Annotated in this window: 29 protein-coding genes; 15 read left to right on the forward strand and 14 right to left on the reverse strand. The window is 74.9% G+C overall.

The genetic code is table 11. The annotated features are described in order from the left end of the window. Positions 1 to 42: 42 nt before the first annotated feature. Both AB2L27_RS02085 and AB2L27_RS02090 read left to right on the forward strand, forming a co-directional pair. A complete protein-coding gene (locus AB2L27_RS02085; protein WP_370439807.1) occupies positions 43 to 846 on the forward strand; it encodes a phosphotransferase in 804 nt (267 codons plus the stop codon). A gap of 100 nt (positions 847 to 946) precedes the next feature. Further along, a complete protein-coding gene (locus tag AB2L27_RS02090) occupies positions 947 to 1,612 on the forward strand; it encodes a pyridoxine/pyridoxamine 5'-phosphate oxidase (RefSeq protein ID WP_370439808.1) in 666 nt (221 codons plus the stop codon). An 81-nt stretch (positions 1,613 to 1,693) separates the two neighbouring features. Here AB2L27_RS02090 and AB2L27_RS02095 read toward each other — a convergent pair whose 3' ends face one another. Beyond that, positions 1,694 to 1,978, reverse strand: coding sequence for a DUF6578 domain-containing protein (locus AB2L27_RS02095; RefSeq protein WP_370439809.1), 285 nt, complete (start codon positions 1,976 to 1,978; stop codon positions 1,694 to 1,696). Between the two features lie 82 nt (positions 1,979 to 2,060). Beyond that, positions 2,061 to 2,459 carry a hypothetical protein gene (locus AB2L27_RS02100; RefSeq protein ID WP_370439810.1) on the reverse strand — a complete coding sequence of 133 codons (399 nt, stop codon included), beginning with the start codon at positions 2,457 to 2,459 and terminating at the stop codon, positions 2,061 to 2,063. A gap of 441 nt (positions 2,460 to 2,900) precedes the next feature. Here AB2L27_RS02100 and AB2L27_RS02105 point away from each other — a divergent pair, with 441 nt between their 5' ends. Together AB2L27_RS02105 and AB2L27_RS02110 are read left to right on the forward strand one after the other, a co-directional pair. Continuing rightward, positions 2,901 to 3,386, forward strand: coding sequence for a GNAT family N-acetyltransferase (locus AB2L27_RS02105; RefSeq protein WP_370439811.1), 486 nt, complete (start codon positions 2,901 to 2,903; stop codon positions 3,384 to 3,386). A 226-nt stretch (positions 3,387 to 3,612) separates the two neighbouring features. Next, positions 3,613 to 4,158 (forward strand): hypothetical protein, encoded by a 546-nt coding sequence (locus AB2L27_RS02110; RefSeq protein WP_370439812.1) that lies wholly within the window; start codon positions 3,613 to 3,615, stop codon positions 4,156 to 4,158. 178 nt (positions 4,159 to 4,336) lie between these two features. Here the strand turns inward: AB2L27_RS02110 and AB2L27_RS02115 are convergent, their stop codons facing one another. From AB2L27_RS02115 to AB2L27_RS02125, 3 genes are all read right to left on the reverse strand, one after another. Continuing rightward, positions 4,337 to 4,720: a hypothetical protein gene (locus AB2L27_RS02115; RefSeq protein WP_370439813.1), complete on the reverse strand. Its 384-nt coding sequence runs from the start codon at positions 4,718 to 4,720 to the stop codon at positions 4,337 to 4,339. Positions 4,721 to 5,204: 484 nt separating this feature from the next. After that, entirely contained in the window at positions 5,205 to 5,522 is a 318-nt protein-coding gene (locus AB2L27_RS02120; RefSeq protein WP_370439814.1) for a hypothetical protein, read from the reverse strand. Positions 5,523 to 5,579: 57 nt separating this feature from the next. After that, complete coding sequence (locus tag AB2L27_RS02125; RefSeq protein ID WP_370439815.1) at positions 5,580 to 6,362, reverse strand: ABC transporter ATP-binding protein; 783 nt, start codon at positions 6,360 to 6,362, stop codon at positions 5,580 to 5,582. A 34-nt stretch (positions 6,363 to 6,396) separates the two neighbouring features. Between AB2L27_RS02125 and AB2L27_RS02130 the strand changes: the two genes are divergently transcribed. Continuing rightward, entirely contained in the window at positions 6,397 to 7,251 is an 855-nt protein-coding gene (locus tag AB2L27_RS02130) for a hypothetical protein (protein ID WP_370439816.1), read from the forward strand. 23 nt (positions 7,252 to 7,274) lie between these two features. On the opposite strand, the gene AB2L27_RS02135 is transcribed toward AB2L27_RS02130, so the two are convergent. Further along, complete coding sequence (locus tag AB2L27_RS02135; protein WP_370439817.1) at positions 7,275 to 9,017, reverse strand: SpoIIE family protein phosphatase; 1,743 nt, start codon at positions 9,015 to 9,017, stop codon at positions 7,275 to 7,277. 130 nt (positions 9,018 to 9,147) lie between these two features. Here AB2L27_RS02135 and AB2L27_RS02140 point away from each other — a divergent pair, with 130 nt between their 5' ends. Both AB2L27_RS02140 and AB2L27_RS02145 read left to right on the forward strand, forming a co-directional pair. Then, positions 9,148 to 10,131, forward strand: coding sequence for a bacteriorhodopsin (locus AB2L27_RS02140; protein WP_370439818.1), 984 nt, complete (start codon positions 9,148 to 9,150; stop codon positions 10,129 to 10,131). Positions 10,132 to 10,167: 36 nt separating this feature from the next. Next, a complete protein-coding gene (locus AB2L27_RS02145; protein ID WP_370439819.1) occupies positions 10,168 to 11,355 on the forward strand; it encodes a beta-carotene 15,15'-dioxygenase, Brp/Blh family in 1,188 nt (395 codons plus the stop codon). On the opposite strand, the gene AB2L27_RS02150 is transcribed toward AB2L27_RS02145, so the two are convergent. Then, a complete protein-coding gene (locus AB2L27_RS02150) occupies positions 11,261 to 11,794 on the reverse strand; it encodes an isoprenylcysteine carboxyl methyltransferase family protein (RefSeq protein WP_370439820.1) in 534 nt (177 codons plus the stop codon). The genes AB2L27_RS02145 and AB2L27_RS02150 overlap by 95 nt on opposite strands. After that, positions 11,791 to 12,888 carry a type III polyketide synthase gene (locus tag AB2L27_RS02155; protein ID WP_370439821.1) on the reverse strand — a complete coding sequence of 366 codons (1,098 nt, stop codon included), beginning with the start codon at positions 12,886 to 12,888 and terminating at the stop codon, positions 11,791 to 11,793. The genes AB2L27_RS02150 and AB2L27_RS02155 overlap by 4 nt, the downstream gene beginning before the upstream one ends. A gap of 96 nt (positions 12,889 to 12,984) precedes the next feature. On the opposite strand from AB2L27_RS02155, the gene AB2L27_RS02160 reads away from it, so the two are divergent. Beyond that, complete coding sequence (locus AB2L27_RS02160; protein WP_370439822.1) at positions 12,985 to 13,944, forward strand: TIGR01777 family oxidoreductase; 960 nt, start codon at positions 12,985 to 12,987, stop codon at positions 13,942 to 13,944. Positions 13,945 to 13,954: 10 nt separating this feature from the next. On the opposite strand, the gene glgA is transcribed toward AB2L27_RS02160, so the two are convergent. Next, positions 13,955 to 15,145, reverse strand: a complete 1,191-nt coding sequence (gene glgA, locus AB2L27_RS02165) for a glycogen synthase (protein WP_370439823.1) — start codon at positions 15,143 to 15,145, stop codon at positions 13,955 to 13,957. Between the two features lie 98 nt (positions 15,146 to 15,243). On the opposite strand from glgA, the gene glgC reads away from it, so the two are divergent. The 3 genes from glgC to serB are packed head-to-tail and all read left to right on the forward strand — an operon-like array spanning position 15,244 to position 18,590. Further along, a complete protein-coding gene (gene glgC / locus AB2L27_RS02170) occupies positions 15,244 to 16,479 on the forward strand; it encodes a glucose-1-phosphate adenylyltransferase (RefSeq protein WP_370439824.1) in 1,236 nt (411 codons plus the stop codon). Beyond that, positions 16,476 to 17,324 (forward strand): LLM class F420-dependent oxidoreductase, encoded by an 849-nt coding sequence (locus tag AB2L27_RS02175; RefSeq protein ID WP_370439825.1) that lies wholly within the window; start codon positions 16,476 to 16,478, stop codon positions 17,322 to 17,324. The genes glgC and AB2L27_RS02175 overlap by 4 nt, the downstream gene beginning before the upstream one ends. 51 nt (positions 17,325 to 17,375) lie before the next feature. Further along, positions 17,376 to 18,590 carry a phosphoserine phosphatase SerB gene (gene serB, locus AB2L27_RS02180; protein WP_370439826.1) on the forward strand — a complete coding sequence of 405 codons (1,215 nt, stop codon included), beginning with the start codon at positions 17,376 to 17,378 and terminating at the stop codon, positions 18,588 to 18,590. 40 nt (positions 18,591 to 18,630) lie between these two features. On the opposite strand, the gene AB2L27_RS02185 is transcribed toward serB, so the two are convergent. Both AB2L27_RS02185 and AB2L27_RS02190 read right to left on the reverse strand, forming a co-directional pair. Further along, positions 18,631 to 18,762, reverse strand: a complete 132-nt coding sequence (locus AB2L27_RS02185) for a hypothetical protein (RefSeq protein WP_370439827.1) — start codon at positions 18,760 to 18,762, stop codon at positions 18,631 to 18,633. Continuing rightward, a complete protein-coding gene (locus AB2L27_RS02190; RefSeq protein ID WP_370439828.1) occupies positions 18,762 to 19,511 on the reverse strand; it encodes an SDR family oxidoreductase in 750 nt (249 codons plus the stop codon). Before AB2L27_RS02190 ends, AB2L27_RS02185 begins: the two co-directional genes overlap by 1 nt. A gap of 70 nt (positions 19,512 to 19,581) precedes the next feature. On the opposite strand from AB2L27_RS02190, the gene AB2L27_RS02195 reads away from it, so the two are divergent. The 4 genes from AB2L27_RS02195 (at position 19,582) to AB2L27_RS02210 (ending at position 22,338) form a co-directional block, all read left to right on the forward strand. After that, entirely contained in the window at positions 19,582 to 20,004 is a 423-nt protein-coding gene (locus AB2L27_RS02195; protein ID WP_370439829.1) for a DUF3099 domain-containing protein, read from the forward strand. 115 nt (positions 20,005 to 20,119) lie between these two features. Further along, positions 20,120 to 20,371: a hypothetical protein gene (locus AB2L27_RS02200; protein ID WP_370439830.1), complete on the forward strand. Its 252-nt coding sequence runs from the start codon at positions 20,120 to 20,122 to the stop codon at positions 20,369 to 20,371. Continuing rightward, positions 20,368 to 21,486, forward strand: coding sequence for an SURF1 family cytochrome oxidase biogenesis protein (locus tag AB2L27_RS02205; protein WP_370439831.1), 1,119 nt, complete (start codon positions 20,368 to 20,370; stop codon positions 21,484 to 21,486). The genes AB2L27_RS02200 and AB2L27_RS02205 overlap by 4 nt, the downstream gene beginning before the upstream one ends. 99 nt (positions 21,487 to 21,585) lie before the next feature. Beyond that, complete coding sequence (locus AB2L27_RS02210; protein ID WP_370439832.1) at positions 21,586 to 22,338, forward strand: SDR family oxidoreductase; 753 nt, start codon at positions 21,586 to 21,588, stop codon at positions 22,336 to 22,338. Positions 22,339 to 22,405: 67 nt separating this feature from the next. On the opposite strand, the gene AB2L27_RS02215 is transcribed toward AB2L27_RS02210, so the two are convergent. The 3 genes from AB2L27_RS02215 to AB2L27_RS02225 form a co-directional block, all read right to left on the reverse strand. Beyond that, a complete protein-coding gene (locus tag AB2L27_RS02215; RefSeq protein WP_370439833.1) occupies positions 22,406 to 22,624 on the reverse strand; it encodes a helix-turn-helix domain-containing protein in 219 nt (72 codons plus the stop codon). Between the two features lie 155 nt (positions 22,625 to 22,779). After that, positions 22,780 to 24,378 (reverse strand): ABC-F family ATP-binding cassette domain-containing protein, encoded by a 1,599-nt coding sequence (locus AB2L27_RS02220; protein WP_370439834.1) that lies wholly within the window; start codon positions 24,376 to 24,378, stop codon positions 22,780 to 22,782. Positions 24,379 to 24,495: 117 nt separating this feature from the next. After that, positions 24,496 to 24,849: a metal-sulfur cluster assembly factor gene (locus AB2L27_RS02225; protein ID WP_370439835.1), complete on the reverse strand. Its 354-nt coding sequence runs from the start codon at positions 24,847 to 24,849 to the stop codon at positions 24,496 to 24,498. Positions 24,850 to 24,857: the final 8 nt, after the last annotated feature.

Genomic DNA, 24,857 nt, shown 5'->3' on the forward strand with positions numbered 1-24,857 from the left:
CGGCGGGACCCGGTCCCCGGGCTGGTCCCTAGGGTGGTGCGGGTGAGCGCACCGACCGGTCAGGGGCTCGGCGGCCCGGCACCGCAGCCGGTGCCGGTGCCGGTGTCGTTGCGTCCGGTGCTGGCCCGCTGGGGCGCCCCGGCGCCGGTGGCCGCGCTGCCGGCGGTGTGGGTCAACGCGCTGGGCGGGACGACGTTCCGGGTCCGGGGGCCGGCCGGGACGCTGTTCTGCAAGTGGGCCCCGGCGGGGGTGGCGCTGGACCTGGCCGGTGAGGCCCGCAAGGCGCGGTGGGCGGCGCGGTGGCTGCCGGTGCCGCAGGTCGTGGAGACCGGCGCGGACGCCGACGGGTCGTGGCTGGTCTCCCGGGCGCTGCCGGGGCGCTCGGCGGTGGACCCGCACTGGCGGGCGCGTCCGCGGGTGACGGTCCCGGCGCTGGGCCGGGCGCTGCGCCGCTGGCACGAGGCGCTGCCGGTGGACGGGTGCCCGTTCGAGTGGTCGGTGGCGCACCGGCTGGCGCGGGCGGTCGGGGACACCGGCGCGCTGGGCCAGGCGCCGGCGGTGGACCGGCTCGTGGTGTGCCACGGCGATGCGTGCGCGCCGAACACGCTGCTGGCGGAGAGCGCGAGCGACGGGGCGGGGGCCGAGGCCGGGGCCGAGGCGGTGGCGTGGGTGGACCTGTCCGGGCTGGGGACCGGTGACCGCTGGGCCGACATCGCGGTGGCGACGATGAGCCTGGAGTGGAACTACGGGCCGGGCTGGCAGGAGGTGTTCCTGCGGGCGTACGGGGTCGACCCGGACCCGGTGCGCACGGCGTACTACCGGGCGCTGTGGGACGTGGGTCCCTGACCGTGGTGGCCCCCACGGGTCGGTGAGTGTTGCGGGTCCGTGACCCGCCGGCGGGCGCCGGGGCGTCGGTACCGGCTGCGGGACGGGCTACCGTCGCGGGGTGCGCAGTGAGTTGTCCGGGTTCCTCACCGAGCTGTCCTGGCCCCGTCCGCAGGCGCCCGCGTTCGACGCCGGGGCCGCTCCGGCCGACCCGGTGGTGCTGTTCGAGCGCTGGTTGCGCGAGGCCGTGGCCGCCGGCGTACCCGCCGCGCACGTGATGACGCTGGCCACCGTCGACGTCGCCGGCCGCCCCGACGCGCGGGTGACGATGCTGGAGGACGTCGACGAGCACGCCTTCTGGGTGGCGGCCAGCGAGACCAGCCCCAAGGGCAAGCAGCTGGGCCGGGTCCCGGTCGCGGCGCTGGTGTTCCACTGGGCCCAGCAGGGCCGGCAGGTGCGGGTGCGCGGCAGCGTGCGCCCGGCCGAGGAGGCCCGCACGGCCGCGGCGTTCGAGCGGTTGTCCGCCCACGCCCGCACCGAGGCGCTGGTGGACCGCCAGAGCCGCCCCCTGCACGACGAGGCGTGGCTGTCCGATGCCCTGGGCGATGCCGGTGAGCTGCTGCGCCTGGAGGAGCCGGGCGCGGTCTCGGCCCCGTCGTGGCGGTTGTGGGGGGTCGACGCGGGGCGCATGGAGTTCTTCCAGGCCGACCTCGAGGGTCACCACGTGCGGTTGCGGTACTCCCGCCACGAGGGCCGGGGCTGGGAGACCGAGCTCCTGCGGCCCTGAACCACCGCGGTGCCCGGGTGGCGGGTGAGGGCCACCGGCACCGCCGACGGCTCAGGTCCGGCGGGGCGCGCTAGCCGGTGGTCAGGACGGTGACGAGGACGTCGGTGCTGTTGGACGGGGCGGCTCGCTCCTGCTCCCTCCACGACCCTGCTCCCTCCACGACCCTGCTCCCTCCACGACGTGGACGTCGAGCACCCGGCCGTGGACCCGCTCGTCGGCGCCGAGGTCGTGGTGGCTCTCGATGAGCCGCACCCGGCCGTCCGGTCCCAGGTGGCGGAAGCAGGTGAAGGTGACGACGTCACCGCGTTCGACGGCGGCCCCGCAGCACTCGTGCTCCCAGCCGCCCACCTCGACGATGACCTCCACGGGGAGAACCCAGCCGTCGAGGACGGGACGGCGCCGCGACCGGCACGAGTGCGCGGTGCCCGTGGGGTGACCGTGGGCCGCGTCAGGACTGCTCGCCGACGGGGGCAGCGGCCAGGGAACCGTCGACCCCGACGGTGACCCGGGCGGTCCAGATGACGGGCCCGCAGCCGTTGCCGTTGACGTCGACGCGCTCCGGGGTGACCTGCGTCGCGGAGTCCACGAGGACCGTGCCGTCGGCGGCCACGACCTTCAGGCGGGCGGTGACGGGATCTGCGCCCCGTCGGTCGTTCTCCACCCCGGGCCAGATGCTCTGGTGGTCGTCGATCACCTGGTCCTGGCACACGTCGCCGGCGCAGGACGTGCTCTGCCACGGCAGCGGGGCGGAGGTGGGCAGCGCCGAGCCGTCGAAGATCACCCCGCTGGACCCGCCCAACGTCGTGCAGGCGCGCGAGGTGAGGCTGCACGCCGGCAACGACGCCACCAGGCTGCAGACGAGGAGGAGCCACCCACGAGGTCGCACGACCCTGCGACGTGACAGCGTCAGCAGGCGTTCCGCCGGTGCCGGACGCCTCCTGGTGAGCAACGCTCCGGCCTTCGACGCCTTGCTGCTCGCGGACCGCACCGCCCGTGACGCGGGATGACCGGGTGGTCGCCGGGTGCGCCGCGACGAGACGTGCCGCGCCGCGGACGTGGTGCGTCGCAACCCGTTCACCGCGGAGCAACGGGACGGGGCGCACCCCTCCGGCGACGTTCCGCCGCCTCGCGCGTCGGCGTGTCCACGACGTGGCTGACGTCCTGGCTCGCGGGATGATCGTGACGTCGAACTGGGGATGAGAACGGCGGTGGGAACGGCCTGGTGGCCGTCAGAACGACGTCCTCGCCGTCGCGGCTCGCCGGGGACAACTCACGAGAGGGTGAGCGCGTGAGCACCACGGGCACGACCACCTGGACCATCACCCCTGCCACCGACGACGACCGTTCAGACTGGGAACGGCTGTACCTGGCCTACGGCGAGGTCGCTGGAGAACGTCTGAGCACCGAGCACCTCGACCGGGTCTGGTCCTGGATCGGTACCCCTGCGGGCCAGACCGCCTGCCTGGTGCTGCGTGAAGGTGAGCGCCAGCGCGTGGTGGGGCTCGCTCACTACCGCCTCTTCGAGCGGCCCCTCGCCGGGTCGGTCGGCTGCTGGCTCGATGACCTCTTCGTCGACCCCAGTCACCGCGGCCGCGGTGGAACTCGTGCGGTGCTGGAGCACCTGCGGGTCCTGGCAGCAGAGCACGGCTGGAGCACGGTGCGGTGGACGACAGGCCAGACCAACAACGCACAGAAGCTCTACGACCAGCTCGCCGATCGAAGCCCGGTCATCACCTACAACATGGCTCCCGCGCCAGCCTCGAACGCACGCTGACCACAGGACGAGCGAACGACACGACACCGCCGTGAGCGGACCGGTGATCATGAGTGGGGTTCGCCGGCCCTCGTCCTCATGCCCCCCACTCCCATCGCCACGACCACGACGACGGCAGCGGGAACTCAAGAGCGCGCACCTCGCGAGATCACCGGACGGTCGCGCGCTGCGCGCCGGGAGTGTGACGTTCAAGGTGCGTGACCGAGATCCTGGGCATGATGGATGGGTGGCGGCACGCGAGGAGGACTGGACCGGCATGCGACCGGTCGGTAGCCGTAGGCCGCGCCACCTCGCCTCAGCGCAGCAGCCGCACACGCCGAGCCCTCGCCCCCCGGAACCTGACCAGGCACCATGGCGAAAACGCCTGGGCGACGCCGGCTTCCACACCATCGTCGGGTCACTGACCGTCGTCTTTCTGGCGATCGGCAGCTATGAGAGCGCCGAGGCGGTACTGCTGAGCGTGCGCGGCGTGCAGACGACGGCAGTCGTCGAGTCGACCGGAGTGCTCGATGGCGCTCGGGCGCCGATCGTGTGGGCTGACCTGACGTGGCGTACATCAGCTGGGGTGGCCGACGGCAGCGTGATGGACTACGACTACCGCCCTGGCCAGCAGGTCCCCATCGTCTACGACCCGCACGGGACGGACAACGTGGACAACGCGTTCCCGCTCGCGCGTCGGATGCTCCTGCCGCTGACGAGCCTGGGCATGGCGGTGCTCGTCGGCGGGTTCTGGTTCCGCTTTCGCACCAGGAAGCGTCGAGAAGCGCTTTGAGGCGTCTGTAGCCCCTCGCGGCAGGACGGCCGTTCGCGGGCAGTGCTGAGAGCCGCGCGGTGGTCAGCAGTTCAGGGTGTGTGCCCTGTCGATGGTCGCGCCCAGCCCGTTCATGCGCGGACACGACCGCGACGTCACCCGGAGAGCGGGTGACCGTGACGTCGGAGGGCAGTCGAGTTCAGGGGGCGAGCAGGGTCACTCCGTACCGTCTTTCGAGCGCTTGCACGATCAGGCGGTGATCTTCAGCTACTGCCGCGGCGGTGCTCGTGGTCGTGCCGGTCCAGGCCGCACTGGAAGTCATGCGCACACGCACCGTGGTCTTCAGCGCTCGAATCGAGATGTCGCCGGGGTGGGGGATGGACTTGGCTCCGGCGTCGTCCTCGTGGAACCACACGAAGACCTCGACCGGTCGGTCCTCGACGCTGCGCCAGGCGCGCTCCATGGACTCATCGGCAGCTGACCGCTGGAGCGCCCTTTCGAGCTGCTGTGCGTAGCCGCGGGGATGCTTCAGGAGGAAGACGCAGCCGATCACCAGGATCCACTCTTCGTTGTCCGAGCTCACGGCTTGCTGCCCACGGGGAGCTCTGCCGGGCCGGACGGGGGCCGCGATCGCTCAGGGGGTGTGTCGGCGCTGCGTGAGGACCTTTCGTCGTCGCGAGCCTGGTGGGATCGGTGACGGCGTGCGGCGAGCCTGGGGTCTGCGAGCACGGCTGCAAGCGTGCCTCGGCGTAGAGCGTCTTGCGACCAGGCCACCACGATCATGGGCTCGATGAGCGCGCGGACGGCGGGATGACCGCGACGTCACCGCGGAAGTGGTGCGTTGCAACCCGTTCACCACGAAGACGTGGCATGGAACGTACCACTCCAGTGACGCCCCACCACCCCGCTCGCCGCCATGTCCGTGGTGTCGCTCAGCAGGTCGGCGAGGAAGAGCGACCGCTGGCCGGCCGAGTCGTCCAGGTCAGCCAGGCGGGCAGCACCAGCGACGTCGGGGTCTGGTAGCCGGCAGCGCCCGACGGCCTCGTGGAGGGCGCTGCGACCGCGTCTCAGCCGGGCCGGGCGTCACGGGCGCGGCGCACCCAGGACAGCAGCGTCAGCATGGTGGCGGAGTCGAGATCGCGGGCGATCCGGACGGCCGTGGTCACGTCGTGAGCGCCCACCGGCACGCCGTTGCCCACGAGGACGTCGACGATGTCGCGGCCTTCCACGCCGGGGTAGCGCGCGTAGCGGCGAGGTGCAGCGGCGCGCCAGGAGGGGGCGTCGTCCAGGACGTGGTCGGGCACCTCGACGTCGAGGTCGACCCGCACGACGCTCCGGTCCTCGTCGCCGTTCTCGTCGCGCTGGGGGACGAACCCGCGTGTCAACCGCTGCTCCTCCCGGTGCGTCGTCCGCTGCTGCCGGCGTGGCGCGAGGGCCCGGTCTCAGACCGCGCGGGCGGCGTACCGGCCGTCGCGGGCGCTGACCTCCAGCGCCAGCCCGAACGTGTCCGACAGGGCCGGTGAGGTCAGGGTCTGCTCGACCGGGCCGGCGGCCACGACCTGCCCGGCGCGCAGCAGGAGCGCGTGGGTGGCGCCCACGGGGATCTCCTCGACGTGGTGGGTGACCATGACCGGGGTGGGGGCGGCCGGGTCGGCCGCGAGCGCCGTCAGCCGCCGCAGCAGGTCCTCGCGCCCGCCCAGGTCCAGGCCGCTGGCCGGTTCGTCCAGCAGCAGCAGCTCGGGGTCGGTCATGAGGGCTCGGGCGATCTGGGTGCGTTTGCGTTCCCCGTCCGAGAGGGTGCCGAAGGCTCGCTCGGCCAGGTGGGCGACGCCGAGCAGGGCCAGCAGGTCGCTGGCGCGGGTCTCGTCGTCGGGGTCGTAGGCCTCGTTCCAGCGGCCGGTGACGCCGTAGGCGGCGGTGACGACGACGTCGCGGACCTTCTCCCGGTTCGGGACGGTGCCGGCCAGGGCGGTGCTGGCCAGGCCGATGCGGGGGCGCAGCTCGAAGACGTCGACGCGGCCCAGGACCTCCCCGAGGATGCCGACGGTGCCGGAGGTGGGGAACAGGCGGCCGGCGGCGATGGACAGCAGCGTGGACTTCCCGGCGCCGTTGGGGCCCAGGACGACCCAGCGTTGCCCGCTGCCCACGGCCAGGTCGACGGCGTCGAGCAGCACGCTGCTCCCCCGCCGGACGGTCACCGCGGACAGGTCCAGCACGTCGCTCATGGTGGCGACCCTAACGAGTCGTATCCTCGCCGCTGTGCTGGACCTGCCCCGCTCCGCGCGGTTGGCCGCCTGGGGCACGGGCGTGCTGAGCGCCGACGTCCCCCTGGCCGCCGCCGTGGCCGCCGTGCTGCGCGACGACGAACCGCACGTGGTGCGCTGGGAGGGTCCGGCCCTGCCCGGGGTGCGGTCGGTGCCCGACGACGTGACGACCCTGCTGGCCGCGCTGGCCGAGTGCGCCGCGGGCCCGGACGGTCGGGAGGGTCCGGGGGGTCCCGGGGGCCCGGGGGGTCTGCCGGGGCGGTTGCTGCTGGCCCTGCCGGTGCCGGGGGACCCGCGCGGGCTGCCCGGTCCGGCGGCGGTGAACGTGGCCGCGCTGGGGGCCGGTGAGTGCGTCGTGCTCGAGGTGGGGGGCGGTGAGCAGCGGTGGGCGCTGGTCCCGGAGGTCGTGGAGTTCGGCTCGGTGCTGGAACCGGGGGCGTTCGTGACGTGGACGGTGCTGGAGGCGGCGCCGCGGCGGGCTCCGGACAGCTCCAGCGTGGCCGAGTCCGAGCGGGAGCTGCGGGCGGCGCTGTCGACCGCGACGGCGGCGCTGGCGAGCCTGGACGTGGCGCGCTGGCGCGAGGAGGCCGCCGACCGCATCGCCGCCGTCCGCGACGGGGCGCTGGTGGCGGACGCGGTGCCGGCGGCGACCTCGCCGCGGGCGATGCGGGTGCTGCAGACCGCGGCCCGGGTCCTGGCCATCGTGGACCTGGCCACCGAGGACGACGGGGCGGCCATCACCAGCCTGGAGGCCACCTCGCGGGCCGCCGCGCTGCGGGAGGTGGCGGCGGTGGCGCGGCGGGCGCTGGTGGCGGCCGTCAACGCGCACGCGGAACCGGCCCGGCCCTGACGCGGGGGTCCTGACGGGCCGGTTCACAGGTCCAGGCAGACGACCGTGGCGTCCTCGTCGGGACCGTCGGGGCCGGCGGCCTCGATCAGGTCGGTGATGACCTGGCGCACGACCTCGTCGGCGCCCAGGTCGCGCAACCGGTTGGCGACGGTCTCCACGCGGCGGCGTCCACGCGCGGGGACGGGCCCGAAGCCGTCTCCGGTGACCAGCAGACGCTGGCCCCGGGCGACGTCCAGGGGCACCGCCCGGTAGTCGGCCTCCCCGGTCAGGCCCAGGGGGTCGTGGCGCGGCACGTCCAGCTCCTGCAGGAAGGTCTCGCGCTGGACGTGGACGGCGGTCTCGGGACTGGCCAGGACGTGCACCTGCCAGGGGTCGAAGTCCAGGCGCAGCAGGAACACGTCCACGACGTGCTCGCCGCGGTGCTCGCCGAAGACGGCCTGGTCGACCAGGCGGGCCTGGTCGGGCAGGTCCAGCCCCAGGCTGCGGGCGTGGCGCAGTGCACCCAGGGCCAGCCCCGTGGCCGCGGCGGCCCGACGGCCCCGGGAGCGGCAGTCCACCAGGGCCAGGTCCAGGTGCACCGAGGGCGGGGTGCCCGGCTGCGCGTCGTGGCCCGGCGGGACCGTCACCACCTCCAGGTCGTGGGCCTCGGCGCCGCCAGTGGCCGAGGGCTCGGTGTGGGCGGCCGCGCACGCGCCGAGCACGGCGAGCGCACCGGGCCCGGACTGGCGGGTCTGGATCTCGGCGGCGACGGTCCACTCCTGCGTGCGGGAGGCCAGGTGCATCCGGCGGCTGCCGGTGCTGGCGGCCTCCAGCTGCGCCCCGGCCGTGGCGACCAGGGCCAGCAGCAGGTCCGACCACCGCTCCGGCGGGCCCGCCTCCCCCGGTGCCGGTGCACCGGCCGGCCCGGGTCCCTCCTGCGCCCCGGGGTCCTGCCAGAGCACGCTGACCACGCCCAGGCGTCGGGCGCCGCAGGTCAGCGGAGCGTGCGCGACGACGACCTCGCCCTCGACCTCGACGACGAGGTCGTCGTGGCGCAGGGCCTGCCCGGCCGGGCTGCGGTCCACGGGTTCGTCCCGCGGTGCCGGCGCGTCGGCCGGGCCCCGCCAGGACACCGGGCGCAGCACCCGACCGTCGGGGGAACGCACCCGCAGGACCACCGCGCCGGAGCCCAGGACGTCGGCGAGTTCGGCGACCAGGACGTCGGGGGCCGTGTGCGGGTCCGCGGCCCGCAGCGCCCCGGACAGGCGGTGGCACGCCGGGGCCGTGGCCCCCGCCCGCGCCCAGGCGGGCGTGGGGGCCGGTTCGCCCCCCGCGGGCCCGGCGCCCGCCACGGCCTGGCCCGGGAGGCCCGGGGTCCCGGTCGGGGAGACGCGCAACCCGTCCTCGACGGCCCGACGGGCGGGGTGCTCCAGCTGGGCCAGCAGGTCGGACAGGACCTCCACCCGCGCGTCGGCCCAGCGCTGGGCCACCAGCCGCCCGCGGCGGGTCAGGGCCAGCTCGACCTCGCGGCGGTTGTCGGCCCCCGTCTGCCGGACCAGCAGCCCGGCGCCGCTGAGCCGGTCCCCCAGTCGGCTGGCGGTGGACACGGCCACCCCCAGGTACGAGGCCAGGACGCTCACCGTCAGGGGGCCGCCGTCGGCCAGCACGGCCAGGACCCGCAGCTGGGCCGGGGTGACCGTCGGCTCGACCGCCTCCGCGGCGCGCATCGTGCCCTGCAGCACGTCGGAGGACAGCTTGAGCAGGGCACGGCGCAGGTCCTCGTCCACCGGCTCATCCTGCCGTGCGCCGGTCCGGGGCCGGTGCGCCCGGTCCCGGCGTGCGCCGGTGGTTGCCCGGACCTACCGTCGGGTCTTGCGCCGCGCAAGCGTTGCGCGGCGCTCACACGAACGGAGACCCATGATGCCCACAGCCCTGGCGGGAGCGGAGTTCACCGCGACCTCCACCTACAGCTCCGCGCAGTACTCCCTCGTCCTGTACGCCTTCGTCGTGGCCGCCTTCGCGCTGTTCGCCACCGGCGTCTACGGGGCCAAGACCACCTCAGAGGTCTCCAAGGCCTACCGTCCCGCCGCCCTGGCCAGCACGCTCGTCTGCTGGGTGGCCACCCTCGCCTACGTCGCCCTGGTCCTGCAGTGGGTGCTCGGCTTCCAGGCCTCCCCCGACGGTTCCACCTTCACCCCCCGGCCCGGCACCGTGATCACCGAGCTGCGCTACATGGACTGGTCGGTCACCGTCCCGCTGCTCACCGTCGAGCTGCTCGCGGTGGCGGCGCTGACCCGCACCCAGGCGTTCCGGCTGCGCACGATCGCGGTCCCCTCGGCCTTCCTCATGATCGTCACCGGTTACCTCGGGGTCGTCCAGGGCGCCGACGCCCGCCAGGGCACCACCGCCGCCCTGTGGATCTGGGGCGCCGTCAGCACCGTCTTCTTCGTCGTCCTGTACGTGGTGGCCTGGCGCGCCTACCGGTCCACCCGGGACGCCGTGGGCCCGGAGACCCGCACCAGCTACCGCAACGCCCTGGTCCTGCTGCTCAGCGTCTTCGGCGCCTACCCGCTGGCCTACCTCGTGCCCGCCTGGACCGGGACCTCCGACGCCGGCTGGGCCACCACCGAGCAGCTCGTGTTCACCGCCGCCGACATCGCCGCCAAGGCCGGCTTCGGCCTGCTCATCCACAAGGTCGCCAAGCTGCGCACGGCCGAGGACACCGTGGCCGCCGGGGGCGACCCCCGGACCCGGCGCACCGTGACCCTTCCCGACTCCCTGCCCGGTGAGGTGTGGGTCTCCGGCACGCTGCTGTCGGTCCCCGCGGCGGTCACCGTGACCCCCTCCCCCGCCCTCGTCCCGGCCGGCGACTCACCGACCGGCGACGACCGGCGGTCCTGAAGACGTGGAGGACGTGACCGCCGTGAGCACCCGGTCGTGAGCACCCACCAGGGCCCGGCGCACCGGCTGCCGGTCCCCACCCGGGCCTGGCGCCGGGTCCTGGACGCCCCCGTCGCGGTCGCGGCGCTGACCGTGGCGCTGACCCTGGCGCTGACCCTGGCCAAAGCCGTGGTGGCCCTGGTGTCCACGCCGAGCCCGGGGCAGACGTCGGCCTCGACGCTGAGCACGGCGCTGAGCACGGCGCTGACCGGGGCCGGCGCCTCCGCGGGGGCGGCCGGGACCGTCCTGCTCGTGGTCAGCCTCCTCGTCGGGCTGCCCCACGGGGCGGTGGACCTGCTGCGCCCGGAGGTGCTCGACCCCGGTGCCCCCTCCCGGTCCCGCCGCCTGGTCACGGCCGCCTACCTGGGGTGCGCGGCGGCGGCCGTGGTCTGCTGGCTGGTGCTGCCGCTGCCCACGCTGCTAACCCTGCTCGCGCTGGCCGCGGTCCACTTCGGCGCCGCCGACGACGTCACCGCCCGGTGGCGGGCCCGGGGCACCGGCCCCGTCCACCCCCCGCTGCCGGTGCTGCGGGTGCTGCGGGCCGTGGCGGCCGGGGCCGTGCCGGTCACCGTGCCCCTGGGCCTGCACGGGGCCGCGGTCCGCGACGTCCTGGACGGGCTGTCCGGCGGGCACGCCCCCCTGGTGCTGGCCTGCTCCCGCCTCGGGGCGGTCCTGGCCCTGGCCGCGGCCACCGGCGCCCTCGGGGTGGCCCTGGCCCGGGCGCGCTGGGCCGCCGCCGCCGAGACGGCCGCCCTGACCGCGTTGTTCGTCCTGCTCACCCCGCTGCTGGCCTTCGCGGTCTACTTCGGGCTGTGGCACTCCTGGCGGCAGGTGGCCCGGATGGTGGCCGCCGACGCCGTGCGCGAGGGCACCGGCCCGGGCCGGGCGCTGGCGCGGTTCTGCCGCGGCGCCGCCGTGCCCACCGCGCTGACCGTCGCGGCCGGCAGCGGGGCCGTCGCGGCCGGCGGCTCCTCCGTCCTCGTCGTCGGGCTCGCCCTGGTCCTGTGCCTGACCGTCCCGCACAGCGTCGTGGTCGCCCGCAGCGACCGCCGCCTGCGCTGGGCCCGCGGCGACGGCGAGCGCCCGCCGGTCAGCCCGCGGTGCCCGCCGGGGGCAGGGCCGCGAGCGCCCGGTTCTCGGCCGGCAGCCGGAACCGCAGCAGCAGCACCGCGTTCAGGGCGGTGAACCCGGCCGCGGTCCACCAGCACGACCCGACCAGCGGCAGCGCGAACCCCTCGACCACGACGGCCACGTAGTTGGGGTGGGTGAACCAGCGGTAGGGCCCGCGGGCGACCAGCGGCAGGCCCGGCACGACGATGACGCGGGTGTTCCACCGCGGGCCCAGGGTGGCGATGCACCACCACCGCAGCCCCTGGGAGGCCAGGACGAGCACGAGCATCGGTGCGGCCAGGGCGGGCAGCACGGGCCGGTCGGCCACGGCGGCCTCCACCAGGCACGCCACGAGCAGGCCGGTGTGCAGGGCGACCATGGGGCCGAAGTGGCCCCGGCCGGTCTCGACCCCGCCGCGGGCGAAGGACCACCGGGCGTTGCGGGTGGACACGACCAGCTCGGCCAGCCGTTCGAGCCCGGTGGCCACGACGAGGACGACGAACAGGACGCTCACACGGCCTCCAGCAGGACGGTCTCGGTGCTGACGCCGGGTCCGACGCCCAGCAGGACGGTGCGTTCCCCGGGCACCGCCGGGGTGCGGGCCAGGACGTGCAGGACCGCGGAGCTGGACAGGTTGCCCACCTCGGTCATCACCTGCCGGGAGGTGGCCAGCGCCGCGGCCGGCAGGTCCAGGGTCTGGGCCAGGGCGTCCAGGACCTTCGGGCCTCCGGGGTGCACGACCCACCGGTCCACCCCTTCGACCCCGCCCACCCCCTCGACCCCGCCCGGTGCGCAGCCGGCCAGGAAGGCGCGCACGTCGGCGCCGACGTGCCGGTGCAGGATCTGCGGCAGCCCGGCCGACAGCACGATGCGCAGGCCCCGGCTGCCGACCTGGAAGCCCAGCGCGTCGGCGGAGTCCGGCAGCAGCCGGGAGGTGTGCTCCAGCACCGCCCACCCCGGGCGGTCCCCGGCGCGCCCGGCGCCGGCCACGACGACGGCGGTGGCGCCGTCGCCGAACAGGCCGCTGGCCACGAGGTTGGCCACCGACGTGTCGCTGGGCTGCAGGGTCAGGGAGCACAGCTCGACGCTGACCAGCAGGCCGACCTGCCCGGGGTGGCCGGCGAGGTGGTCCTCCAGGCGGGAGAGGCCGGCGGCCCCGGCCACGCAGCCCAGGCCGAACCCGGGCCAGCGCACGACGTCGCGGCGCAGGCCGACCCGTTCCAGGAGCTGGGCGTCCAGCGAGGGCGCCGCGACGCCGGTGACGGTGGTGAACAGCAGGACGTCCACGTCCTCCGGGGCCAGGCCCGCACCGGCCAGGGCGCCCTTGACGGCCCGTTCGGCCAGGTCCAGGCCGACCTGGGCGAAGACGGCCGAGGCGGCGTCGAAGGCGTCGGGGCGGGCGGTCAGCTCGGCGTAGCGGCCCAGCGGCAGCGCCAGGTGCCGGGTGCGGACGCCGGTGGCGGTGTGCAGCCGGTGCAGCAGGTCCCGGCGCGGTCCGGGGTCGGTGAGCAGCGGCGCCAGGGCGGCGGCGATCTCGTCCTGGTCGTGGCGGTGGGTGGGCAGGACCGGTTCGACGGCCAGCACCCGGGGCCTCGTGCGCGGGTCCACCGCCGCAGCTTGCCACCCGCCCCGGCGGATCCGGTTCCCGGGGCCGGTCCCCGGGGCGGACCCCCGGGGCGGGGCCGGCCCGCTACCGTCACCGGGGTGAGGATCGTCCTGCCGGGGGGCACGGGTCAGGTCGGGGCGCTGCTGCGCCGGGCGTGCGCGGCGCGCGGGGACGACGTCGTCGTGCTCTCGCGCCGCCCCGAGCGGCTGGAACCCGGGGTGCGGCACGCGGTCTGGGACGGGCGCACGCTGGGCCCGTGGGCCGCCGAGCTCGAGGGGGCCGACGCGGTGGTGAACCTGGCCGGGCGCACCGTGAACTGCCGGTACACCGACACCAACCTGCGCCAGATGATGGACTCGCGGGTGGACTCCACCCGCGTCCTGGGGCAGGCGGTCGCCGCCGCGGCCCGGCCGCCGGCGACGTGGCTGCAGATGAGCACGGCCACGATCTACGCCGACACCCGCGGCCCGGCCCACGAGGAGGACGGGGAGATCGGCGGGGAGGAACCGCACGTGCCGCTGTACTGGGAGTACAGCGTGCGCATCGCCCGCCGCTGGGAGCAGGCGCTGGAGGAGGCGGACACCCCGGCGACGCGGAAGGTCGCGCTGCGGGCGGCGATGGTCATGACCCCCGACCGCGGCGGGGTGTTCGACGTGCTGTCCACGATGGCCCGCCTGGGGCTGGGCGGCCCGGTCGCCGGCGGCGGGCAGTACGTGTCGTGGATCCACGGCGACGACGTGGTGCGGGCGCTGGACTTCCTGCTGGAGCACCCGGAGCTGTCGGGTCCGGTGAACCTGGCGGCCCCGCACCCGCTGACGCAGGCCGAGACGATGCGGGTGCTGCGCCGGGCGTGGGGGCGCCCGGTCGGGCTGCCGGCGAGCCGGTGGATGGCGCGCGCCGGGGCGCTGGCGCTGCGCACCGACGCCGAGCTGCTGCTGAAGAGCCGGCGGGTGGTGCCCGGCCGGCTGCTGGGGGCGGGGTTCGCCTTCGCCCACCCGACGTGGCCGGACGCGGCGGCGGACCTGGTGGCCCGCCGCCGCGCGCTGCCCCGCCCCTGACGCCCCGCGCTCAGAGCACCGAGCGGTAGACCTCCAGGGTCCGCTCGGCGATGGCGTCCCAGGAGAACCGCTCGACGGCGCGGGTGCGCCCGGCCGCGCCGAACGCGCGGGCGCGGTCGGGGTCGGAGACGGCCCGGGTGAGCGTGGCGGCCAGGTCGGCGACGAACCGGTCGGGGTCGACGGGGGCACCGGTGCCGTCGGTGACCTGCTCGATGGGCACCAGCCAGCCGGTGACGCCGTCGTCGACGACCTCGGGGATCCCGCCGGTCGCGGTGCCCACGACCGCTGCGCCGCAGGCCATCGCCTCCAGGTTGACGATGCCCAGGGGTTCGTACACCGACGGGCACACGAACACCGTCGCCTGGGACAGGTGCTCCAGCAGCTCCGCGCGCGAGAGGTGGCGCTGCAGCCACACGACGCCCTCGCGGGTGCGCTGCAGCTCCTGCACGAGCCCGGCGACCTCGGCGGCGATCTCGGGGGTGTCCGGCGCCCCGGCGCACAGGACGAGCTGGACCTCCGGCGGCAGCTGGGCGGCGGCGCGCAGCAGGTGCGGCAGGCCCTTCTGCCGGGTGATGCGCCCGACGAAGACGACGCTGGGCCGGTCGGGGTCGACCCCGTTGGCGCGCACCAGGTCCCGGCCCTCGACGCGCTCCCACCGCGCGGCGTCGATGCCGTTGTGCACGACGTGGACGCGCTCGGGGTCCAGCGCCGGGTAGGAGCGCAGGATGTCCGCGCGCATCCCGGCGCTGACGGCCACGACCGCGGCCGCGGCCTCGAAGGCGGTGCGCTCGGCCCAGGAGGAGACCCGGTAGCCGCCGCCGAGCTGCTCGGCCTTCCACGGCCGCAGCGGTTCCAGGCTGTGGGCGGTCACCACGTGCGGGACGCCGTGCAGCAGGGAGGCCAGGTGCCCGGCCAGGTTCGCGTACCAGGTGTGGGAGTGCACCAGGTCCGCCCCGGCGGCGCCGTCGGCCATCGCCAGGTCCACCCCCAGGGTGCGCAGCGCCGCGTTCGCCCCGGCGAGGGTGCCCGGTTCGGGGTAGGCGGTGGCGTCCGGTTCGGTGCGCTCGGCCCCGAAGCAGCGCACCTGCACCTGCGGGCCGGCCGGCACGGCGCGCAAGGCCTTGACCAGTTCCTCCACGTGCACGCCCGCCCCGCCGTAGATCTCCGGCGGGTACTCCTTGGTGAGCAGGTCGACACGCATGGCACGTCCTTCCGGAACCGACGCCGCAGAACCGTTCCGGGCGTCGTGGTGGGTCACCTGATGGGCAAGCCAGGGTACTGGGCCCTAGTCTGCCCCTCGTGGCCACACCGAACGTCCTCGCAATCGTCCTCGCCGGCGGGGAGGGCAAGCGGCTCATGCCACTGACCGCCGACCGGGCCAAACCGGCCGTCCCCTTCGGCGGCACCTACCGGCTCATCGACTTCGCCCTGTCCAACCTCGTCAACGCCGCCTACCGCAAGATCGTGGTGCTGACCCAGTACAAGTCGCACTCCCTGGACCGGCACATCTCCCAGAACTGGCGGATGTCGAACCTCTTCGGGTCCTACATCGCCTCGGTCCCGGCCCAGCAGCGCGTGGGCCAGCGCTGGTACCTCGGCTCGGCCGACGCCATCTACCAGTCGCTGAACCTCATCGCCGACGAGCGCCCCGACATCGTCGTCGTCGTCGGCGCCGACCACGTGTACCGCATGGACTTCTCCCAGATGGTCGAGGCCCACGTGGCCTCCGGTTCCCCGTGCACCGTGGCCGCGATCCGCCAGCCCATCTCCCTGGCCGACCAGTTCGGGGTCATCCAGACCGAGCACGGCTCCTCGCGCATCGCGCAGTTCCTGGAGAAACCCAAGGACCCGCAGGGCCTGCAGGACTCCCCGCACGAGGTCCTGGCCTCGATGGGCAACTACGTCTTCGACGCCGACGCCCTCGTCGACGCCGTGACCCGCGACGCCGAGCGGGAGGACTCCCAGCACGACATGGGCGGGGACATCGTCCCCGACTTCGTCGGCCGGGGCCTGGCCTCGGTGTACGACTTCAAGGACAACGAGGTCCCCGGGGCCACCGACCGCGACCGCGCCTACTGGCGCGACGTGGGAACGCTGGACGCCTACTTCGAGGCGCAGATGGACCTCATCTCGGTCCTGCCGGTGTTCAACCTCTACAACTACGAGTGGCCCATCGTGGCCGCCCAGGACTTCTACCCGCCGGCGAAGTTCGTCCACGGCTGGCAGGGCACCTACGGGCACGCGGTGAACTCCATCGTCTCCCAGGGCACCGTCGTCTCCGGTGCGCTGGTGGAGAAGTCGGTCGTCTCCCCCAACGTGCGCCTGGACTCCTGGGCCCACGTGTCCGAGTCCGTCCTCATGGACGGCGTCACCGTCGGGCGGCACGCCGTGGTCCAGCGCGCCATCGTCGACAAGTTCGTCACCATCCCCGACGACGCCCGCATCGGGGTCGACCCCGAGGAGGACCGCGCCCGGGGTTTCCACGTCACCACCTCGGGCATCACCGTCGTCGGGAAGGGACAGACCATCTCGTGAACACCACCGCCGCACAGGACTCAGCGCAGACCCCCGCGGGCCGGGCGGACGAGCGCCCCGCGCGCATCGGCGTCCAGCTCCAGCCCCAGCACGCCCCGTACCCCGCGATCCGCGCCGCCGCGGCGCGGGTGGAGGAGATGGGCGCCGACGTCGCGTTCAACTGGGACCACTTCTACCCGCTGTCCGGTGAACCCGAGGGCCTGCACTTCGAGTGCTGGACGATGCTCGCCGCCTGGGCCGAGGCCACCAGCCGCATCGAGATCGGCGCGCTGGTCTCGTGCAACTCCTACCGCAACCCCGAACTCCTCGCCGACATGGCCCGCACCGTCGACCACGTCTCCGCCCACGGCAGCGTCGAGGCCCCGGGGACGGGTCGCCTCGTCCTGGGGATCGGCTCGGGCTGGTTCCAGAAGGACTACGACGAGTACGGCTACGAGTTCGGCACCGCCGGCGGCCGCCTGGACAAGCTGCGCGACGACCTGCCCCGCATCCAGGCCCGCCTGGGCAAGCTCAACCCCGCGCCCACCCGGAAGATCCCCGTCCTCATCGGCGGCGGCGGGGAGAAGAAGACGCTGCGCCTGGTCGCCCGGCACGCCGACATCTGGCACACCTTCGGCGACGTGGAGACCTTCACCCGCAAGTCCGCGGTCCTGGACGAACGCTGCGCCGAGATCGGCCGCGACCCGCACCAGATCGAGCGGTCGGTGGGCGTGGACAGCGTCGAGGGCGCCCAGGCGCTGTTCGACGCCGGCGCGCGCCTGTTCACCCTCGGGATCGACGGGCCCGACTACGACACCGCGCTCCTGGCCGACCTCCTGGCCTGGCGCGACCGCACGAACGGCTGACCCCCGGCGCACCCCGGCCGCACCCGGAACCCTCCCGGTAGGGTTCCGGGCGTGCCCACCCCAGCCCCGGACACCACCTCGGACCGAGTTCTCCTCACCGTCACCGGGCCGGACCGCCCGGGGGTGACCTCGGCGCTGTTCGCGGCCCTGGAACCCACCGGCGCCCAGGTCCTGGACGTCGAGCAGGTCGTCGTCGGCGGGGTCCTGACCCTCTCGGTGCTCACGACGCACGCCGGCGCCGTGCGCGCCACGGTCGCCGGCCTGGACCTGGAGGGTCTGGAGATCGGCGCCACCGCACCGCGCGAACCCGTCGCCGACCGGCCCCGCCGGCTGCACGTGACGCTGCTGGGGGCGCCCCTGCGCCCGGCGGCGGTGGCGCGGGTGACGACGGTGCTGGCCGCCGCCGGGGCCAACGTCGACCGCATCCGGCGGATGTCGGCCGAACCGGTCACCAGCGTCGAGCTCGACGTGTCCACCCACGGCAGCCCCGCCGACGTCCTGGCCCTGCGCCGCACCCTGGCCGTGGAGGCCGGCCGGCACGGCCTGGACGCCGCCGTCTCCCCCGCCGGGCTGGCCCGGATGGGCCGGCGCCTGGTCGTCATGGACGTCGACTCCACCCTCATCCGCCAGGAGGTCATCGAGCTGCTGGCCGCCCACGCCGGCCGCGAGGCCGAGGTGGCCGCGGTCACCGAACGGGCCATGCGCGGGGAGCTGGACTTCGCCGCCTCCCTGCGCGAGCGCGTCGCCTGCCTGGAGGGCCTGGACGTCTCGGTCGTGCAGGAGGTGCGGGCGGCGGTCGAGCTGACCCCCGGCGCGCGGACGCTGTGCCGCACGCTGCACCGGCTGGGGTTCACCCTGGCCCTGGTCTCCGGCGGGTTCACCGAGGTCGTCGGCCCCCTCGCCGCCGAGCTGGGCATCGGGCACGTGCGGGCCAACCGGTTGCAGGTCGTCCACGGCCGCTTCACCGGCCGCGTCCTGGGCCCGGTGGTCGACCGGGCGGCCAAGGCCACGGCCCTGCGGGAGTTCGCCGCCGCCGAGGGCCTGCCGCTGCACCGCACCGTGGCCATCGGCGACGGCGCCAACGACCTGGACATGATCGGCGCCGCCGGTCTGGGGATCGCCTTCAACGCCAAACCGGTCGTGCGCGAGCAGGCCGACGCCGCGCTCAACGTGCCCTACCTCGACGCGGTCCTGCCGCTGCTGGGCATCACCCGCGAGGACGTCGAGGACGCCGACCTGGCCGAGCAGGCCCTCGGCCTGGACTGAACGCGGGACCCGGGGCTGAGCGGTCCGGGACCGAGCGGGCTCAGCCGCGGTCCAGCGCCCACGTCGACAGCAGCGCCAGCGCGGCGATGAACACGATCATCACCGCCCCGAGCACGGCCAGCTTCCGGCCCCCGGAGGGCCCACCGGCAGGCCCACCGGAAGGGTCGGGCACTAGTGCCCCATCCCCAGGCCGCCGTCGACGGGCAGCACGGCCCCGTTGACGTACCCGGCGTCGGCCAGGAACAGCGCGGCCCGGGCGACGTCGGCGGCCTCGCCGAACCGGCCGGCGGGGATCTGCCCCTTGTACTGCGCCTGCGTGGCCTCCGGCAGCTCACGGGTCATGTCGGTGTCGATGAACCCCGGGGCGATGACGTTGGCGGTGATGCCGCGCCCGCCGAGCTCGCGGGCGATGGAACGGGCCAGCCCGACCATCCCGGACTTGCTGGCCGCGTAGTTGGTCTGCCCCGGGGAGCCGTACATCCCCACCACGCTGGACATGAAGATGATCCGCCCGCGCTTGGCGCGGACCATGCCGCGCACCGCCCGGCGCGCCACCCGCCAGGCCCCGGCCAGGTTGGCGTCCAGCACGGAGTCGAACTCCTCGTCGCTCATGCGCATGAGCAGCTGGTCGCGGTTGGTGCCGGCGTTGGCGACCAGCACCTCCACCGGGCCCTGCTCGGCCTCCACGGCCGCGAACGCCGCGTCCAGCGACGCCGGGTCGGTCACGTCGGCGCGCACGCCGAACAGGCCCGCGGGCGGCTCACCGGAGCGGTGGGTCACCGCCACCGCGTCCCCGGCGGCGGCGAAGGCCTGCGCGACGGCCAGGCCGATGCCGCGGTTGCCGCCGGTCACCAGGACGCTGCGGGCGGGCCGGGCGGCGGGGGTGCCGGTCGGGCCGGTGGGGTCGCTCGTGGTGGTCACGGCGGGGAACGTAACGCATCCCACGCCCGCTCCGGTGGGCGGCCCACGGGGCCGGGCGTACCGTTGAACGGTGCACGACCAGCGCAGTCACCAGGCACACCCCTCCCCCTCCGGCCGGCCGGGCCAGCCACGGCCCGAGGAGACGTTCCGCATCACCGCGGCCCCCACCTCGCACACCGACGACCTCGGCGTGCGCTACCGCAAGTACGTCGTGTCGATGCTCATCCGCACCGCGTGCTTCCTGTGCTTCGCCTTCATCGACCACTGGAGCCGGTGGCTGTTCATCGCCGGGGCGGTGTTCCTGCCCTACGTCGCCGTGGTGCTGGCCAACGCCGGGCGCGAGTCGCGCGGCCCGGCCCCGGAATCCTTCGACCTGACCCCCCAGGCCCCGCGCGAACCGCAGGACCTGCCGGTGCTGGAGGCGAGGATCACCCACGTGTGGTCCCCCAGCGACCCCGGTCCCTCCGGCCCGCAGCAACGCCCCGGTGTCTGAGGGTCACCGGGTGGGTGCGGGCGGGTCGTCGGCGGCCGGTCACCGGCCCGGTGGGTGCCGTTCACGGGTTGGACAGCCGCGGTCGCGGTGCCAGACTGACGCGGTGGAACCTCGCGTGGAACCCCGGGGAACGTCCTGGTCGGCGCCGACGTCCCCGCACGAGCCACCCTCGGACCCGGTGTGCAGCGCCCGCGGGTGCACGCACCCGGCCGACTTCGGCCTGCTGTGGAACAACCCCAGCCTGCACACCCCCGAGCGGCGCAAGACGTGGCTGGCGTGCGGGGACCACCGCGAGCACCTCGCGCAGTTCCTGGGCACGCGGGGTTTCCTGCGCGAGGTCGTCGCAGTGGCACAGTTGAGGGCGTGAGCGGACCAGCGGCACGCACGGACCGGCCACCGGCCCTGGGCCTGCTGCGACTGCTGCGCGAACCGCGGTGGCTGCGGGGACTGGCCCTGGCCGTCCTGGTCGCCCTCGTGTGCTGCGCCCTGGGCCGCTGGCAGTGGCACCGCCGCGAGGAGCGCCTGGCCACCAACGCCCCCCTGGTGCAGAACTACGACCGCGAGCCCGCCCCCGTCGAGGCGGTGCTGCCCGCCGGGACACCGGTGCCGGACGCGGCGGTCTGGACCCCGGTGCGCGTCACCGGCACCTACGACGCCGAGGCCACCGTCCTGGTCCGCAACCGCCCCCGCGAGGAGCAGTTCGGCTACGAGGTCCTGGTCCCCCTGGTCCGCGACGACGGCACGGCGCTGCTCGTCGACCGCGGCTGGGTGCCGGCCGGTACCGCCTCCGCCGAGCGTCCCGACACCGTGCCGACCCCGCCGCAGGGCCCGGTCACGGTCGTGGCCCGGCTGCGGCAGTGGGAGGACGACAAGCGCGGTCGCGTCCCGGCCGGGCAGGTGACCTCCATCGCCCGCGACAGCGTCACCGCCGCCGTGGACGGGGCCGCCGGCGGGGCGGGGCAGGATCCCCCCGTCGATCCCCCCGTCGATGCCCCCGTCCTGCTCGACGGGTACGCCCTGCTGGCCTCGGAGACGCCCCTGGAGGCCGGGAGCCCTACCCCGGACCGGACCCCGCTGGCGGCGCCGCGGCCCGCCGTCGACGAGGGACCGCACCTGGCCTACACCGTGCAGTGGTTCGGCTTCGCCCTCACCGCGCTCGTCGTGTGGGGGGTCGCCGGGCGGCGGGAACTGCAGGCGCGCGCCGAGGGAGAGGTGCCCGGGCCGCAGGAGGAGGCGGCCGGGGCACCGGACGAGACGGTGGACGAGACGGTGGACGAGAGGGCGGACGAGAGGGCGGACGAGAGGGCGGACGGTGGCCGGGCCGGGGGGACCCCGGAAGCTGCGGCGGGGGCGGTCGCACCGGCCCGCACCCCGGTCCCGCGGCGCCGGCGGCGGCGCGAGGGGCTGGACGAGGCCGCCGAGGACGCCGAGCTGGACGCCGGGTTCGACGCCGGGCTGGACGCCCGGGTCGAGCATCGCTGAGCCCGGCCGGAGGGCCGCCAACCCGCCCCAGATTCGCCCGTTCGGGTGTACGGGATCATGCTGTGTGTCTCATCGGGCACTCTGCGCAACAATGGGCACATGGACTTGGGCCTCACTGACCGCGTGTACATCGTCTCCGGTGCGTCCACCGGTCTGGGCCTGGCCTGCGCACGGGTGATCGCCGACGAGGGGGGCCTGCTCGTGCTGCACGCCGCCGACGAGGAGGAACTGGCCGCGGTGGCGCCCAGCATCGGCGAGCCCGCCCGGATGCTGCTGGTGCCCGGGGACATCTCTGACCCCGGCACCGAGACCCGCCTGGTGGCCGCCGCCAACGCCCGGTTCGGGCGCCTGGACGGGGCCGTCGTCTCCTGTGGCGCCCCGCCCACCTCCAGCGTCCTGGAGGCCGCCGACGGCGCCTGGCGCGAGGCGTTCGAGACCAGCCTGCTGGGGCCGCTGCGACTGGCCCGCTCGGTCGGCAAGGCCGCCACCGGTGAGGGCGCCTCGATGGTCCTGCTGCTGTCGAGCACCGCGCGCAGCCCCGTGACCGACGCCGGGGTCGCCAACGGCCTGCGCCCGGGGCTGGCGATGGCCGCCAAGGCCCTGGCCGACGAGCTCGGCCCGCGCGGGGTGCGCATCAACAACCTGCTCGCCGGGCACGTCGACGCCAGCTCCCCGCTGGAGTTCGAGGACCCCGCCGACCTCGCCGGGGACCTGCTGGACACCATCCCGCTGCGCCGGGCCGGCCTGCCCGACGAGTTCGCCCGGGCGGCGGTCTTCCTGCTGTCCCCGGCCGCCAGCTACATCACCGGGGCCTCCCTGCTCGTCGACGGCGGGACTGACCGGTCCCTGTGAGCAAGGACCGGCCCGGGTGGGCCGGGACGCGCCGCGGCGCCGGGCCAGGCCCGGCGCCGCGGCACCCTCAGGCCTGGCGCGCCCGCCCGCGCGTCGCGCCGCCCCGGCTGCGCAGGGTGACGTCGTTCTCGCTGAGCAGGCGGTGGACGAACCCGTAGGACCGTCCCGTCTCCTCCGCCAGGGCCCGGATGCTCTTGCCCTCCGCGTACCCCTTGGACAGCTCACCGGCGAGCTGTTCGCGCTCCGACCCGCTCAACCGGGTGCCGCGCTTGATCGTCTCGGCCACCTCGACCTCCTCCCGTGTCCCCACGTCGTCGCCGACCCCAGACCCCTCCATGGTCACCACTGGGGGCCGTCCTGGCCAGTCGAAGTCGTGTCGGTCCACCCCCGCGCCGCCCCGCTCACCAGCGGGAACGTTTCAACGGGCCCCACGGGCACCGCTCAGGCGAGGGCGACCAGCTCGGCGTAGCCGGCGTTCCACAGGTCCTCCACGCCGTCGGGCAGCAGCACGACCCGTTCGGGCCCCAGGGCCTCCACGGCCCCCTCGTCGTGCGTGACGAGCACGACCGCGCCCTCGTAGTGCTTCAGGGCGTCGAGGATCTCCGCGCGCGAGGCCGGGTCGAGGTTGTTCGTCGGCTCGTCCAGCAGCAGGACGTTGGCGCTGGAGACGACGAGGGTGGCCAGCGCCAGCCGCGTCTTCTCCCCACCCGAGAGCACCCCGGCCGGTTTGTCGACGTCGTCGCCGGAGAACAGGAACGAGCCCAGCACCGTCCGGACGCGGGTGTCGTCCAGGTCCGGGGAGGCCGAGCGCATGTTCTCCAGGACCGTGCGGTCGTGGTCCAGCGTCTCGTGCTCCTGGGCGTAGTAGCCGACCTTCAGCCCGTGCCCGGCCACGATCTGCCCGGTGTCGGGGTCCTCCACCCCGCCGAGCATCCGCAGCAGCGTCGTCTTGCCGGCCCCGTTCAGGCCCAGGATGACCACGCGGCTGCCGCGGTCGATGGCCAGGTCCACGGAGGTGAAGATCTCCAGCGACCCGTAGGACTTGCTCAGCCCCTCGGCCGTCAGGGGCGTCTTGCCGCAGGGGGCGGGCTTGGGGAAGCGCAGCTTGGCGACCTTGTCCTGCACGCGCACGTCCTCCAGGCCGTCCAGCAGGCGCTCGGCGCGCTTGGCCATGTTCTGCGCCGCGACGGCCTTGGTGGCCTTGGCCCCCATCTTCGCCGCCTGCGCCAGCAGCGTGCCGGCCTTCTTCTCGGCGTTGGCGCGCTCGCGCTGGCGGCGCTTCTCGTCGGTCTCGCGCGATTTGAGGTAGTTCTTCCAGCCGACGTTGTACAGGTCGATCGTGGCGCGGTTGGCGTCGAGGTGGAAGACGCGGTTGACCACGACCTCCAGCAGCTCCACGTCGTGGCTGATGACGATGAGACCGCCGGCGTAGTTCTTCAGGTGCTCGCGCAGCCAGGTGATGGAGTCGGCGTCCAGGTGGTTCGTCGGCTCGTCCAGCAGCAGCGTCTCGCTGGCGGAGAACAGGATGCGGGCCAGCTCCACGCGCCGGCGCTGACCGCCGGAGAGGGTCTTGAGCTGCTGGGTCAGGATGCGCTCGGGCAGGTTGAGGTTGGCGCAGATGCGGGCCGCCTCGCTCTCGGCGGTGTACCCGCCCAGCGCCACGAACCGCGCGTCGAGCTTGGTGTAGCGGTCCATCGCCTTGTCCCGGACCTTCGGGTCCTCGCTGGCCATGTCGGCCTCGGCCCGGCGCAGCTTGGTCACCACGGCGTCCAGGCCGCGGGCGGCCAGGATGCGGTCGCGGGCCAGCATCTCGGGGTCCCCGGCGCGCGGGTCCTGCGGCAGGTAGCCGATCTCCCCCGAACGGGTCACCGTCCCGGAGGCGGGCTGGCCCTCCCCGGCGAGGACCTTGGTCAGCGTGGTCTTGCCCGCCCCGTTGCGGCCGACCAGGCCGATGCGGTCGCCCGCGGCGACCCGGAAGTTCACCCCCTCCATGAGGAGACGCGCTCCTGCTCGGAGTTCGATGTCGGTGGCGACGATCACGGGGGCAGCTCACAGGGGCTCGGGGCGGGCAGGGGTGGGGTCAGTCTACGAGCCGGCCGGCCGCGGGCGGGCACGGCGAAGGCCCCCGGACGCGGGTCCGGGGGCCTTCGGGGGTGCTCAGACGTTGAAGCCGAGCGCGCGCAGCTGCTCGCGCCCGTCGTCGGTGATCTTCTCTGGACCCCACGGCGGCATCCACACCCAGTTGATGCGGTGGTCGGCCACGACGTCGGTGAGGGCCTGGGCGGTCTGGTCCTCGATGACGTCGGTCAGCGGGCACGCCGCGCTGGTCAGCGTCATGTCGATCGTCGCGACGTTGTCGTCGGTGACCGTCAGCCCGTAGATGAGACCGAGGTCGACGACGTTGATCCCCAGCTCGGGGTCGACGACGTCCTTGAGGGCCTCCTCCACGTCGGCCAGGGCCGCCGGGGTCGGGCCGTTCGCAGCGCCGGTCGGCGCGGTGGTCTCGCTCACGGTGTCAG

The sequence above is a fragment of the Kineococcus halophytocola genome, from assembly GCF_041276425.1.
GTDB classification, from domain to species: Bacteria; Actinomycetota; Actinomycetes; order Actinomycetales; family Kineococcaceae; genus Kineococcus; species Kineococcus halophytocola.

Excerpts from the sequence above, each read along its gene's own strand:
- AB2L27_RS02125 (WP_370439815.1), bottom strand. The coding sequence starts at position 6,362 with ATGAGCGACGTGCTGGACCTGTCCGCGGTGACCGTCCGGCGGGGGAGC.
- glgA (WP_370439823.1), bottom strand. The coding sequence starts at position 15,145 with ATGCGTGTCGACCTGCTCACCAAGGAGTACCCGCCGGAGATCTACGGC.
- AB2L27_RS02210 (WP_370439832.1), top strand. The coding sequence starts at position 21,586 with ATGGACTTGGGCCTCACTGACCGCGTGTACATCGTCTCCGGTGCGTCC.
- AB2L27_RS02140 (WP_370439818.1), top strand. The coding sequence starts at position 9,148 with ATGATGCCCACAGCCCTGGCGGGAGCGGAGTTCACCGCGACCTCCACC.